Consider the following 12,961-nt stretch of genomic DNA (forward strand, 5'->3'; position numbering starts at 1 on the left):
GGCCCCGACCTCGGGTGAGGTCGGGGCCCTGCCGCGTTTCCGGGGGCTTGATCGGCTGTATGGGCGGAAATCGGTGCGGTGGGGCGGGGTTGCCGGGTGGGAATGGGGGAGTGGCGAGGTGTTGTGGAGGCTGGGTTTCCGGATGGGGAGGCGGCGGGGGTGGTGCGGCGGTCGGGTCGGTGCGGCGGGCCGGGTGGCCGAGGCGTTGCGGAGGCTGGGTTTCCGGATGGGGAGACGGCCGGGTTGGTGCGACGGGCGGGGCTGAGGCGTTGCGGGCTGGGTTTCCGGCTCGGGAGCGGTTGGGGTGTCGCGGCGGTTGGGCTGGTGTGGCGGGCCGGGTGGCCGAGGCGTTGCGGAGGCTGAGGTTTCCCCGCGGAGAGGTCGGCGGTGTTGCGGCGGTCGGGCTGGAGCGGCTGAGCCGTTGTGGAGGCTGAGGTTTCCAGAGCGGAGAAGCGGCCGGGGTTGGCGAGGTATACGGCGGCCGGCCGGTGAGGCTGCTGAGCTGTTGTGGGCGCAGGGTTTCCAGGTGAGGCGTCAGAGCCAGGTCGGCGGGCCGGAGCGGACTGAGCAGGCGGGAGGGGCACGGCCGGACGGGACGGGCGCGGGAAAATTCGCTGCGCCGCTGGGGTTGTCGCAGCACCGCTCCCGAAGAGGTTGCGGCGGCGGGAAAGACGGCGTTTCCCGAGGTCGGCGGCCTGCGAAGGCCGCGAAAAGAACCCGCCCGGATTGCTGATAAGACAACAGAATCGTCCGCCGAACCGGGCGCGGAGACACCCCGCGAAGGCAATCGGATTCCCGCCCGAGCACTGCCCGGGAGAGTTAATCCGACGTCCGGAGAGAAATCCCCGCCGGGGGTAATCCCGGACTTCGCTAAACCCGGCGAGACGTCTCGGACGTCGCTTATGCCGGAACCGGCGATAAGTGCTGAGCGCCGCTGAGCAATACCGGTCTCTATAGAATCCGCGGCCAGCCGAAAGGCGGCGGCACGCGCTAATGAGAAGGGCCCGGCGTGCCGAAGCGACGCCGGGCCCGGTAAAAGATCAGCCCGCTGAAGGCACCGGAGCGGGCAGCGGACTCGGGTAATAGTCCGCGCCCACCAGAACCGGTCCGTCGTCGCCGGGAGAGAACGACAGGACCCACAGCGAGCCCTTCTTGCTCGGCACCACCCCGTCGCGGGCGGCGGGCAGTTCCAGGCCGTCCCGGTCCGCCAGTGCGCTCACCAGGTCCGGGATCACCCCGCCCTGGCTGCTGATCAGCGGAGTGCCCCCGCCGGCCGCGATCGCCAGCAGGCGGCGGATTCCGAGCAGCGGGTCGGGCCAGTAGCCCTCCTCCGACAGCAGCGGCTCGTGCTGCACCTCGACGCCGAGGGCGTCCGCGATTCCGCCGACAGTTTGCACGCACCGCAGCCGGGGCGCGGAGAACACCCGATCGGGGCCGAAGAGCGGCAGCAGGTCCCGGAGCGCGGCCGCTTGGCGCTGACCGGCTTCCGACAGCGGGCGGAGGTCGTCGTCGCCGGTCCAGTCTTCGCGTTTGCCCGCTTTGGCGTGCCGTACCAGCAACACCGTCGTCGGCGCGGGCGGGAGGGCGCAGAACTCGCGCAGCACCCGGACATCCGCCGGGCGCGTCAGCAGCTGCTCGGCCGCGACCGGGTCCAGCCAGCGCAGTTCGTCGACCTCTTCGTTGGGCTCGAAGGCCCCGGAAACGGCTTCGCCGCTGAAGTAGTCGACGCTCTTGCGCAGCGGCCGCCCGTCGTTCTTCGCGGGCACCTCGTACTTCGTCTGCGCGACATAGCGGCCCAGCACCGCACGGAACCCGGTCTCCTCGGCGATCTCGCGCACCGCGGTGGCCGCGATCGTCTCGCCGGCGTCGACCTTTCCCTTCGGCAGCGACCAATCGTCGTAGCGGGGACGGTGCACGAGAGCGACCTCGATCCCCGCCTCGGCGCGGCGCCAGAGCACCGCGCCCGCGGCCCGGACGTCCACGCTCATCCGACCGCCCCGTGCCGCTTCGCGAGTTCGAGCTGATGGTCGCGCACCTGCGAACCGGCGGCCGGGAACGGCTGCCATTCGCCCGACGAGCTGAGCACCCAGCAGCGCGTGTGCGGGTCGAGCGCCGAATCGAACACGTCGTCCAGCTGCCGCGTCAGCCTCGGGTCCTTGACCCGCACCAGCGCCTCGATCCGGCGGTCGAGGTTGCGGTGCATCATGTCCGCGCTGCCGATCCAGTGCGTGCCGCCCGCGCGGAAGTGGAACACCCGCGAATGCTCGAGGAACCGGCCGAGGATCGAGCGGACGCGGATGTTCTCGCTCAGCCCTTCGACGCCCGGCTTCAGCGAGCAGATCCCGCGCACCACGACGTCGACCGGAACACCGGCCTGCGAAGCGTGGTACAGCGCGTCGATCACCTGCTCGTCGACGAGCGAGTTGCACTTGATCCGGATGCCCGCTTCGAGCCCGGCGCGCGCGAGTTCGATCTCCTCGCCGATCGCGCGCACGATGCCGCGGCGGATGCCGTGCGGCGACGTGAGGATCGTGCGGTAGGTGTCCTGGCGCGAGTAGCCGGTGAGGACGTTGAACAGGTCGGTGATGTCCGCGCCGATGCTCGGGTCCGCCGTCAGCAGGCCGAGGTCTTCGTACAGCCGCGCGGTCTTCGGGTTGTAGTTGCCGGTGCCGATGTGGCAGTAGCGGCGGATGGTCGAACCTTCCTGCCGCACCACCATCGACACCTTGCAGTGCGTTTTGAGGCCCACCAAGCCGTACACCACGTGCACGCCCGCGCGTTCCAGCGTGCGCGCCCAGGTGATGTTGGCCTGCTCGTCGAACCGTGCCTTGATCTCCACCAGCGCCACGACCTGCTTGCCCGCTTCGGCGGCGTCGATCAGCGCGTCCACGATCGGCGAATCGCCCGACGTCCGGTACAGCGTCTGTTTGATCGCCAGCACCTTCGAATCGGCCGCGGCCTGTTCGATGAACCGCTGCACGCTCGTGGAGAACGAGTCGTACGGGTGGTGCACCAGGACGTCGCCCTCGCGCAGCGTCGCGAACACGCTCTTGGGAGTCTCGCGTTCGCCGAACGCCGGATGCGTCGCGGGCACGAACGGCCGGTCCTTCAGTTCCTTGCGGTCGACCCCGGCCAGCTGGAAGAGACAGGTGAGGTCGAGCAGCCCGGGCACCTCGACGACGTCCTCGGGGTCGACTTCCAGCTCGCGCAGCAGCAGTTCGAGCATGTGCTCGCTCATGTCCTGCGCCACTTCGAGCCGCACCGGCGGGCCGAACCGGCGCTGCGCCAGCTCGCGTTCCAGTGCCTGCAACAGGTCCTCGTCGCGGTCTTCCTCGACCTCGAAGTCGGCGTTGCGGGTGACACGGAAGACGTGGTGCTCGGTCACCTCCATGCCGGTGAACAGATCGCTCAGGTGCGCGGAGATCAGTTCCTCGAGCGGAAGGAAGGTGGCCGTCCGGCTGCCGCGTTCGGTTTCCACGCGCATCAGCCGCGGCACGTTGCTCGGCACCTTCACGCGCGCGAACCGTTCGAGCCCGCCTTGCGGGTCCCGCACGGTGACCGCGAGGTTGAGCGACAGCCCCGAGATGTACGGGAACGGGTGCGCCGGGTCGACCGCGAGCGGCGTGAGCACCGGGAAGATCTGCTCGGAGAAGTAGCTCGACAGCCGCAGCTGGTCGGCTCCGGCGAGGTCGGCCCAGCCGACGAGCTGGATGTCCTGTTCGGCCAGCTGCGGGCGCAGATGCTCCTCGAAGGCGGCGGTGTGCCGTTCGACCAGGTCCTGGTTGCGCTTGGCGATGTAGTCCAGCTGCTCGCGCGGCGTGAGCCCGTCCGCGCTGCGCACCGACAGGCCGGTGCCGTCGCGCCGTTTCAGCCCGGCGACCCGGACCATGTAGAACTCGTCCAAATTGGACGCGAAAATGGCGAGGAACTTGGCCCGTTCGAGCAGCGGCTGCGATTCGTCCTCGGCCAGCGCGAGCACGCGGGCGTTGAAGTCGAGCCAGGACAGCTCGCGGTTGAAATAACGGTCGTCGGGAAGCGTCTCGACGGCGGTGGGCGCGGAGGTGACGGCGGGCGGGGCTGAGGGAACGGAGCGGAATTCCTCGCCGCTCTCGGTCGTGGTCCGGCGCGGCCGCGCGGCGGCGGGCTTGGTGGCGGCAGGCGGTGCGGCGGGTTTCTTCGCCGTGGTGCGCAGCGCGCTCGACGAGGCGGTTTTGCGCTTGGCCGGTTTGGCGTTGTCCTCCGAACCTGCCTTGGATTTCGCCCGTCCGGCCGCCGCGCCGTCGACGTTCGCGCGCGAAGCCGTCTTGCCGGCCGCGGGGCGCGGGGCCGGGGACGAGGGGGATGCGCTGGTGCCGCTCTTGGCGCGCCGCCGGGCCGGAGTGCTGCCGTCTTCTGTGCTCACGCTGCCCATTGTTCACTACGAAGCTGCGGTTTGCGCAGGCCGCGATGAAGGTCGAGTGAACACGTCAGCGCAATTGCGCCCGTTCGGCCGGGAACAATGCCGCGGTGTGCTTCCCCAGGCCGAGCTTCGCGGCGTGGCGGAGATCATCCTCGGTGTCGACGTCGCTGCGCAGCGACGGCAACGCCCGGGTGAGCGGAATCGCACCGGACGCCCGGTGCAGTTCCGCGGATCCGGCTCCGAACCGCGGGTCGAGCGGTTTTCCCGGTGCGGACAGCAACAGCGTGGTCCCGGTGCCCTGCCGGTCGAAAACCACCGCGCGGCGGCCCGCGGCTTCGGACAGCGCCTGCTCCAGATCCACCGCGCGCAACGCGGGAAGATCCGCTTGAAGCGCGCCGGCTATGCCGTCCGGCGCGTCCGCGCGCAGCAGCTCCGCGCCGTGGCGCAAGGCTTCGTTGAGCCCGCCGCCCGGCGGTTCGGCGATCACCTCGACGCCGAGACCGGCCAATTCGGACAGCGCGGCCGGATCGGCGGTGACGACGAGCACGCGCCGGACCCCGGCGACCGACGTGACCGCGGCCAGCGTGTCGCAGGCCAGCGCCAGCACCAGCTCCGCGTGCCGGTGCGCGGCGACCGCCCCGCGCAGGCGGGACTTGCCCGTGCCCGGCGGTTTCAGCGGGATGACCAGGTCTGCGTCCACCTGTCCATCTTTACCCGAAACCCGCCGCGCGCGTGCGTGAGCGCACCCTCCCTGGACTGGGCGAACCGGCGCGCGGCAGGATCACCCGGAGCAGAGGCGATCCGAGGAGGAGAACTGTGGCACGGCGTGAGAAGGGCGGATTCTGGGTGGGGCTGGCCGCCGCCGCGTTCTACCCGATGACCGCGATCGGCAAGCGGGTGTACCTCGGCGCGGAAAAAATCCCCCGAGAAGGGCCCGCGGTGCTGGTGATGAACCACATCTCGCACCTCGACCCGCCGGTCGACGCGGTGTTCGTGCACCGGCAGAAGCGGGTGCCGCGGTTCTTCCTCAAGGCGAGCCTGAAGAACGTGCCGGTCTTCGGCCGGATTGTGACCGGGTCCGGGCAGATCCCGGTGGCGCGCGGGTCGAGCGCGGCCGGCGACAGCCTCAAGGCCGCGCACCAGGCGCTCGAAGAGGGCAAGGTCATCGTGATCTACCCCGAGGGCACGATCACGAAGGACCCGCTGGGCTGGCCGAAGGAGGCCTACAGCGGCGCGGCGCGGCTGGCGCTGCAGAACGACGTGCCGGTGATCCCGATCGCGCGCTGGGGCACCAACCAGATCTTCAACGGCTACACCAAGAAGTTCACGCCGTTCCCGCGCAAGACGGTGACGCACCTGGTCGGCGACCCGATCGACCTGTCGGCGTACCGGGGCGGGAACCCGCGCAGCGCCTCGACGCTGCGCGAGGTCACCGCGGTGCTGATGGACGAGGTGACCCGGCTGCTGGTGGAGATCCGGCAGGAGGAACCGCCCGCGAAGAAGCCGGAGACGGACGCCGTTCCGGAAACCAAGGCGGAAACTAAGGCAGAAACCAAGGCAGAGATCACCGCAGAGCCCAAGGCGGAGTCCGAGAAGCCGGAGGACGGTGCCTGATGGCGGGTTTCGCCGCCGACGTGCAGCGCGTCACGGTGCTCGGCGCGGGTTCGTGGGGCACTGCGTTCGCGAAGGTGCTCGGCGACGCGGGACGCGACGTGACGATGTGGGCGCGCCGGGAAAGCGTCGCCGAGGAAATCCGGGAGCGGCACACCAACGAGTCGTATCTGCCGGGAACGTCGTTGCCGGAGCGGATCACCGCGACCTCCGACGCGGCCGCGGCGCTGGACGGCGCGCAGGCGGTGGTGCTCGGAGTGCCGAGCCAGAGCCTGCGCGCGAACCTCACCGGCTGGCAGCCGCTGCTGCCGCCCGACGCGATCCTGGTCAGCCTGGCCAAGGGCGTGGAACTGGGCACGCTCAAGCGGATGAGCGAGGTGATCGCCGAACTCGCTCGCGTCGAGCCGGGCGAGATCGTGGTGGTGTCCGGGCCGAACCTGGCCCGCGAGATCGCCGACGGGCAGCCGGCCGCGGCGGTGCTCGCGTGCGCTGATCACGAGCGGGCGAAAGCGGTGCAGCAGGCGACGTCGAACCAGTATTTCCGGCCCTACACCAACACTGACGTGGTGGGCTGCGAGCTGGGCGGCGCGTGCAAGAACGTGATCGCGCTCAGCTGCGGGATGGCCGCCGGAATGGGCTTGGGCGCGAACACGATGGCGACGCTCATTACGCGCGGTCTCGCCGAAATGGCGCGGCTCGGCGCGAAACTCGGCGCGGACCCGCTCACCTTCGCCGGTCTCGCCGGGCTCGGCGACCTCGTGGCGACGTGCTCGTCGCCGTTGTCGCGCAACCGCACCTTCGGCGAACGGCTCGGCCGCGGCGAAACGCTGGCCGAGGCGCAGGCGGCGACCGGCGGCCAGGTCGCCGAGGGGGTCGCGTCGTGCTCGTCGATCCGCGAGCTGGCGCAGCGGCACGGGGCCGACATGCCGATCACGGACGCGATGTACCGGGTGTGCCACGAGGGCGTCGACCCGCGGCAGGCGGGCGCGGAGCTGCTCGGGCGGTCGCGGAAGCCGGAGTGGCGCTGAACCTCGTGACTGGCAATCCCGGTGAGAACCGGGAACGCCGCTCACGAGCGTGAGTGTCCGCAGGTGTGAACCCGCGCTCACGAGGGCGGTCCAGGGGGTGGGACGGGTTGACCGGGCGTCCCGGGGCTGGTTCGCTGTACGGCATGCTGACGTGCGCGATGACGATGCGGCCGGGGTCCGACGACCTCCGCCCCGTCATGGGCATGTCGTGTCACTGTTGTCGGTGAACCCGCCCCGGCCCAGCTCGACACCCATCTTCTTCCCGTGAGGACTTCTTTTCATGTTCGCCGTTCCGGACAACACCCTGCTGCGTCCCGAGAACCCCGCCCTGCGCCACCCGGTCCGCGTCGCCGTCGACGTGGCCGCCGACCGGGAACGCTGGGGCGGCCTGCTGCGCTACGACCCCGACGAGCGGTTCTCCGCCCTCGTCGAACGCACTGAGGACCAGGAGATCTGGCTGCTCAGCTGGCTCCCCGGCCAGCACACCGACCTGCACGACCACGCCTTCTCCAGCGGTGCGTTCACCGTCGTGTCCGGGCGGCTGACCGAAACCGTCGCGCGGCGCGCCCCGGACGGGCGCGCGGTGACCGAGGTGCACGGGCTGTCCGCCGGGCAGTCGCGGGTGTTCGGGCCGGGCTACGTGCACGAGGTGCGCAACGACGGCCCGGACCCGGCGATCAGCGTGCACGTCTACCGCCAGGGCGGCCGGCAGATGCGGTCGTACCAGGCGAATCCGGTGGACGGGCCGGTACTGCGCTCGTAAGTGTTCGTCCCCGGTGAGAACCGGGACGAACACTCACGAGTCGAGGTCGCCGCGCAGCCTGAACTGCCGTTCGATCTCCTCCCGGCTCACCCCCGCCGCCAGCAGAACCTGCAGCAGGATCCGCGATTTCCGCGGGCACAGCCATCCGGCCATCGTCGCGCCCATCCGGATCAGGCTCGATTCGGACCCGTGAAACCCGTATGTGCTGCGGAAAGTCGGGCCCGCCCCGGTCCGGGACGCGACGACGACCGGTGCTTCCGCGGCCGCGATCACGTCCGCCGTCGCTGTCGACACATGCCCGACGCCGTTGGCGGCCACCACTACGCCGCGCGCGCCGCCCTTGAGCACCAGCGAAAGCAATTCGCCCGAATCTTCGAGCCCCGATTCCAGCAGCGGAACGAGATCGACTGCCTCGGCGCCCGGCAGCACGGGCAGCCGCGGCGGCGACGGATGGAAGTAGTGCACCGCTCCCTCGGCGACCATGCCGAGCGGGCCGGCCGGCCGCGACGAAAACGTTTCGACGTGGCTGGAATGCGTTTTCCGCACCCACCGCGCCGCGTGCACGTCGTCGTTGAACGCCACCAGCGCGCCCCGGCCCCGGCTGCGCGGATCGGCGGCGACGGCGAGCGCGGCGAGGATGTTCGCCTGGCCGTCCGGGCTGGGCAGGCTCGGATTCCGCATCGCGCCGGTGATCACCACCGGCGCGTCGGACGGCCACGTGAGGTCGAACAGATACGCCGTTTCTTCCAGCGTGTCCGTGCCCTGCACCACCACGAGACCGTCCGCGCCCGCCTCGATCTGCTCGACGCCCCACTGCCGGGTCCGCGCGAGCGTCGCGTAGTCCATCGACGAACTCGACAGTCCGGCCAGCGTCGCCGCGGTGACCTCCATCGGCAGCCGGGAACCGAGTTCTCCCAGCAGGTCCTCGGCGCTCAGCCGCGGCACGACGCCGTCTTCGAGCGAACGTCCGGGGGCCATCGAGATGGTGCCGCCCAGCGCGGCGACGGCGATGCGAGTCATGCCCCGCACTCTATGCGGGGCGGCGCGCCTGCAGGGTGTAGCTCGCGGCGATCCGGCGCGGGTTGTCGCGCAGCCGCCATTCGCCGTCCCCGGCCTCTTCCATCTCGTGCGGCAACGCGTTCCACGCCGCGGTTTCGTGTTCGGTCAGCCCGGTCAGGACCAGGCCCTGGCCGAGCAGCGCGGTGACGATCTCGCCGAGCGAATGGTTCCAGCTGTGCGTGGTCGTGGTGCGCACCGGTTCGTCGGTCTCGACGTAGGTGGTGTCGTCGCTGAACACGAGCGGTTCGTCGTGCTCGAAATAGTCGTATTTCGGCCACGCGCGTTCGGATTCCTCGTCGAGCGTCCACAGCATCGGGTGGCCCTCGCGCAGGAACAACCGTCCGCCCGGACGCAGCAAGCGCGCGACGACCTCCGCCCACGGCACGATCTTCGGCAGCCAGCAAAGCGCGCCGACTCCGGTGTACACCAGGTCGAAGGCGTTTTCGCCGAAGACTTCCACCGCGTCGTAGACATTCGCTTCGTGATAGTCGATCTCCGCGCCGGTGGCCTCCGCGAGCTTGCGCGCCTCGGCGAGCGACGCCGGGGAAAGGTCCAGACCAGAGATCTTGGCTCCGAGCCGGTGCAGCGACAGCGTGTCCGTGCCGATGTGGCATTGCAGGTGCACGGTGCGCAGCCCGGAAACGTCGCCGAGGCGCGGCTGGTCGAAGCGCACGACCTGGCTCAGATGCGCGGGATCGGCCTTGAACTTGTCGAACTCGTAGTACGCCGAGCGCGCGTGGATCGGCGCGCGGTCGTCCCAGTTGGCTCGGTTGATCTCGAACGAATCCGTCACGACATCTCCGCCGCGCTGCGCTGGACGCAGAACTCGTTGCCTTCCGGGTCCTGCAGGACGACCCAGCCGCCGCCGTCCTCACGGCGGTGGTCGGAATGCAGCTTCGCGCCCAGTTCGAGCAGCCGCTCCACTTCTTCGTCACGGGTCAGGTTGTCCGGCTTCAGGCAGACGTGCAGCCGGTTCTTGCCCGCCTTGGGTTCCGGGACGCCGATGAACAGAAGCGTGACGCCGGAGTCGAGCAGGATGCCGACCTCCGGATCGCCCTGTTCGTCTTCCTCGCCGATCGGGCGGCCGGTCACCTTGGTCCAGAACTGGGCCAGTTCCCACGGGTCCGCGCAGTCGACGGTGATGTTGTCCACGACAGAACTCATCGGGCTCCTTGTGCTGAGGGTTGATTCCGTCCCGAGTGTGCTCGGAACGCCCGGTGCGCGCGAGCGGTTTCCTGTCGAGTGGCTGTCAGCCGGGGGTTCGGCTCGCGCGCCCGCGCGGATGTCGCGGAGGATGGCAGGGTGGAGAACCCGAACCCGGTGCGCCTGCTCGTCGTGGACGACGAGCCGCACATCGCCGACCTGGTCGCGACCGTCGCCCGTTACGAGGGCTGGCAGGCCGTGACAGCCGGATGCGGCGCCGACGCTCTCGCGCGCGCCGCGGAGTTCGCTCCCGACATCGTCGTGCTCGACCTCATGCTGCCTGATTTCGACGGTTTCACCGTGCTCGACAAATTGCGCGAGAAGCACGACGCGGTGCCGGTGGTTTTCCTGACCGCGAAGGACGCGACCGCCGACCGCATCGCCGGCCTCACCCGCGGGGGTGACGACTACCTCGTCAAACCGTTCTCCGTCGAGGAGTTGATGGCGCGGCTGCGCGCGGTGCTGAGGAGGACGTCGGAAAAGCCGGACGCCCGCTCGGTCGTGCTGCAGGTGGGCGACCTCACACTGGACGAGGAGACGCACGAAGTCCGCCGCGGCGGCCAGCTCGCCGAACTGACGCCGACCGAGTACGAACTGCTGCGCTACCTGATGCGGCGCTCCCCGGCGGTGCTCACGAAGGCACAGATTCTCGACCACGTGTGGGAGTACGACTTCGGCGGCCGGTCCAATGTGGTCGAACTCGCGGTCTCGCGGTTGCGGCGCAAGCTCGACACCGAGGCCGAACCGCTGATCCACACCGTGCGCGGCGTCGGGTACTCGGTGCGGCAGGCGGACCGGTGAACCGGATCGGACGCTGGGCTCGCCGGTGGTACCGGGCTTGGCGCGCATCCAGGCTGGGCACGCGGCTGGCGTTCGGGCTGGGCGCGCTGTCGCTGGTGGTGTTCGCGATCGTCGGCGCGCTGACCGTCGAGCTGATGCACGACTACCTCAACCGGCGGCTCGACGAACAGCTCAGGAGCAGCCAGGTCGCGCAGGTGCCGCATCTGCGCGAGTCGAAGGACAATCCGGAAACCGTCTACTCCTGGTATTCCGCGGTCTTCGAGGTGCGGGAGGGACACGCCACGCCGCAGCCGGGCAGCACGTTGCCGGACGACGTGCGGCCGCTGGCGCGGGTCGCCGAAGAGGCGTCCGGCGGCGACCTTTTCCGCACGATCGCCTTGCCCGGCCAGGGTTCCTACCGCGTGCGGGCGTGTCCGGTGGAGACTTCGCCGAACGGGACCGGCACCGTGCTGTTGAGTGCCGCCCCGCAGTCCGACCTCGACAACACGGTGCAGCAGCTGATGTTGATCGAGGTGATCGCCTTCCTGATCGCGTTGGCGATTCTTGTCGTCGCCGGCCGGGTCGTGCTGCGGCGCGGATTGCGGCCGCTGTCGGACATGGCGGGCACAGCGCACGACATCGCTTCGCACGATCTCACCGCCACTGCGAATTTGCCGGTGCGCGCGTCCGGTACTGGCGGCGGTGCGGAGGTCGAGGAGCTGCGGACGGCATTCAACTTGATGTTGAGCCACATCGAATCCTCGCTGGCCGCGCGCACCGAAGCGAACGATCGGCTGCGCCGGTTTGTCGCCGACGCTTCGCACGAACTGCGCACCCCGTTGACGTCGATTCGCGGCTACGCCGATCTTTTCCGTTACGCCGCCGCGAACGAGCCTGGGGAACGCGAGGCGCACCTGGAGAAAATCCGGGCCGAGACCGCGCGGATGAGCGTGCTGGTAGACGATCTTCTGCTGCTCGCCCGCCTCGACGCGCGCGACGTCGAACCGCCGGTGCGTCCGCAGCGAATGGATCTCACCGAGATCGCCGCGGCTGCCGCGGACGCGTTCCGCGCCGGTCGTCCCGGATATCCGCTGACGGTGTCGATTCCGGAGGAACCGGTGCTGCTGCACGCGGATCCGGCGCGGCTGCGGCAAGTCTTGGACAACCTGCTCGCGAACGCGGCCGTGCACACCGCGGAGGGAACTCCGGTGGAGCTGGCGGTGACGGTTGCGGACGGCATGGCGGTCACCACTGTCGCTGATGCCGGGCCGGGGATTTCCGGCGAAGACCAGCAGCGGATTTTCGACCGGTTTTATCGCGTCGACAACTCCCGCACCCGGGCCGCCGGCGGCACCGGGCTGGGGTTGTCGGTGGTGCATTCGCTGGTGGTCGAACACGGCGGAACGGTCTCGCTGGACAGCCGCCCCGGGCGGACGGTGTTCACCGTGCGGTTGCCGTTGTCTTCGTGACCCGCTCCGCGACGTGCTCGGGCACGGTCCAGTCCGAGGGCAGGTCGGCGGACGGCTCCGGCTCGCCGAAGATCGTGCGCACCGGCAGCACTCCGGCCCAGGCGGCGTTCGCGGCGACATCTTCGGGTTCGTCGTCCGGCCCTTCGGCGCGGAGCTTCACGGACGCTTCGGCGAGGTCGAGCGCGATCACCGAAACGGCGGCGAACTCCTTCTTGTTCACCGGGCGGGCGTGCTCCCACGAACCGGGGGAGAGGTGGTCTGTGAGCACGTGCAGGCCGCGCATCTTCTCGTCCGGGTCGGTCACCAGCCGGGCCCGGCCGAGGATGACCGCGCTGCGGTAGTTCACCGAGTGGTTGTTCACTGAGCGGCAATAGACGATCCCGTCGAGCAGGGTGACCGTCACGCAGACGTCGGTTTCCCCGGCAGCGGCTCGCAGACTGGCCGCGCCCGTGGAACCATGCAAGTAGAGGGTGTCGCCGTCGCGGCCGTATCCGGTGGGCAGCACCAGCGGGACGCCGTCGCGGACCACGCCGAGGTGGCAGATCAGCGCCTCGTCGAGCACGGCGTACAGCGCCTCGCGCTCGCTGGCGGCGCGGTGGCGTTTGCGGCCGAGCGTGGTGCGTTCGGTGGGCGAAAGGCTGCTCATGCG

12 protein-coding genes are annotated in these 12,961 nt (G+C 70.0%); 5 read left to right on the forward strand and 7 right to left on the reverse strand.

Translation table 11 applies throughout. The features are described 5' to 3' along the window. Nucleotides 1-1,040: 1,040 nt before the first annotated feature. The 3 genes from ACWGIC_RS18060 to cofC are packed head-to-tail and all read right to left on the reverse strand — an operon-like array spanning nucleotide 1,041 to nucleotide 5,099. Complete coding sequence (locus tag ACWGIC_RS18060) at nucleotides 1,041-1,988, reverse strand: NUDIX hydrolase (RefSeq protein WP_452077074.1); 948 nt, start codon at nucleotides 1,986-1,988, stop codon at nucleotides 1,041-1,043. Next, a complete protein-coding gene (locus ACWGIC_RS18065) occupies nucleotides 1,985-4,411 on the reverse strand; it encodes an RNA degradosome polyphosphate kinase (RefSeq protein WP_452077075.1) in 2,427 nt (808 codons plus the stop codon). Before ACWGIC_RS18065 ends, ACWGIC_RS18060 begins: the two co-directional genes overlap by 4 nt. A 55-nt stretch (nucleotides 4,412-4,466) precedes the next feature. Beyond that, nucleotides 4,467-5,099 carry a 2-phospho-L-lactate guanylyltransferase gene (cofC, locus tag ACWGIC_RS18070; protein WP_452077076.1) on the reverse strand — a complete coding sequence of 211 codons (633 nt, stop codon included), beginning with the start codon at nucleotides 5,097-5,099 and terminating at the stop codon, nucleotides 4,467-4,469. A gap of 176 nt (nucleotides 5,100-5,275) precedes the next feature. Between cofC and ACWGIC_RS18075 the strand changes: the two genes are divergently transcribed. From ACWGIC_RS18075 to ACWGIC_RS18085, 3 genes are all read left to right on the forward strand, one after another. Next, nucleotides 5,276-6,013 carry a lysophospholipid acyltransferase family protein gene (locus ACWGIC_RS18075; RefSeq protein ID WP_452077145.1) on the forward strand — a complete coding sequence of 246 codons (738 nt, stop codon included), beginning with the start codon at nucleotides 5,276-5,278 and terminating at the stop codon, nucleotides 6,011-6,013. Next, nucleotides 6,013-7,038, forward strand: coding sequence for an NAD(P)H-dependent glycerol-3-phosphate dehydrogenase (locus ACWGIC_RS18080; protein WP_452077077.1), 1,026 nt, complete (start codon nucleotides 6,013-6,015; stop codon nucleotides 7,036-7,038). Before ACWGIC_RS18075 ends, ACWGIC_RS18080 begins: the two co-directional genes overlap by 1 nt. 280 nt (nucleotides 7,039-7,318) lie before the next feature. Further along, nucleotides 7,319-7,801 carry a cysteine dioxygenase gene (locus ACWGIC_RS18085; protein ID WP_452077078.1) on the forward strand — a complete coding sequence of 161 codons (483 nt, stop codon included), beginning with the start codon at nucleotides 7,319-7,321 and terminating at the stop codon, nucleotides 7,799-7,801. A 33-nt stretch (nucleotides 7,802-7,834) separates the two neighbouring features. Here ACWGIC_RS18085 and ACWGIC_RS18090 read toward each other — a convergent pair whose 3' ends face one another. From ACWGIC_RS18090 to ACWGIC_RS18100, 3 genes are read right to left on the reverse strand one after another with little or no spacing between them, the layout of a single operon-like run. Continuing rightward, nucleotides 7,835-8,821 (reverse strand): asparaginase, encoded by a 987-nt coding sequence (locus ACWGIC_RS18090; protein WP_452077079.1) that lies wholly within the window; start codon nucleotides 8,819-8,821, stop codon nucleotides 7,835-7,837. 10 nt (nucleotides 8,822-8,831) lie between these two features. Continuing rightward, complete coding sequence (locus ACWGIC_RS18095; protein ID WP_452077080.1) at nucleotides 8,832-9,653, reverse strand: class I SAM-dependent methyltransferase; 822 nt, start codon at nucleotides 9,651-9,653, stop codon at nucleotides 8,832-8,834. Then, nucleotides 9,650-10,024: a VOC family protein gene (locus ACWGIC_RS18100; protein ID WP_452077081.1), complete on the reverse strand. Its 375-nt coding sequence runs from the start codon at nucleotides 10,022-10,024 to the stop codon at nucleotides 9,650-9,652. The genes ACWGIC_RS18095 and ACWGIC_RS18100 overlap by 4 nt, the downstream gene beginning before the upstream one ends. A 138-nt stretch (nucleotides 10,025-10,162) precedes the next feature. On the opposite strand from ACWGIC_RS18100, the gene ACWGIC_RS18105 reads away from it, so the two are divergent. Continuing rightward, nucleotides 10,163-10,864: a response regulator transcription factor gene (locus tag ACWGIC_RS18105; RefSeq protein WP_452077082.1), complete on the forward strand. Its 702-nt coding sequence runs from the start codon at nucleotides 10,163-10,165 to the stop codon at nucleotides 10,862-10,864. Beyond that, nucleotides 10,861-12,312 (forward strand): sensor histidine kinase, encoded by a 1,452-nt coding sequence (locus tag ACWGIC_RS18110; protein ID WP_452077083.1) that lies wholly within the window; start codon nucleotides 10,861-10,863, stop codon nucleotides 12,310-12,312. The genes ACWGIC_RS18105 and ACWGIC_RS18110 overlap by 4 nt, the downstream gene beginning before the upstream one ends. On the opposite strand, the gene ACWGIC_RS18115 is transcribed toward ACWGIC_RS18110, so the two are convergent. Next, complete coding sequence (locus ACWGIC_RS18115; protein WP_452077084.1) at nucleotides 12,284-12,958, reverse strand: pyridoxamine 5'-phosphate oxidase family protein; 675 nt, start codon at nucleotides 12,956-12,958, stop codon at nucleotides 12,284-12,286. The two genes, ACWGIC_RS18110 and ACWGIC_RS18115, sit on opposite strands and share 29 nt — an antisense overlap. Nucleotides 12,959-12,961 lie beyond the last annotated feature (3 nt).

The sequence above is a fragment of the Amycolatopsis sp. NPDC054798 genome (assembly GCF_053611505.1).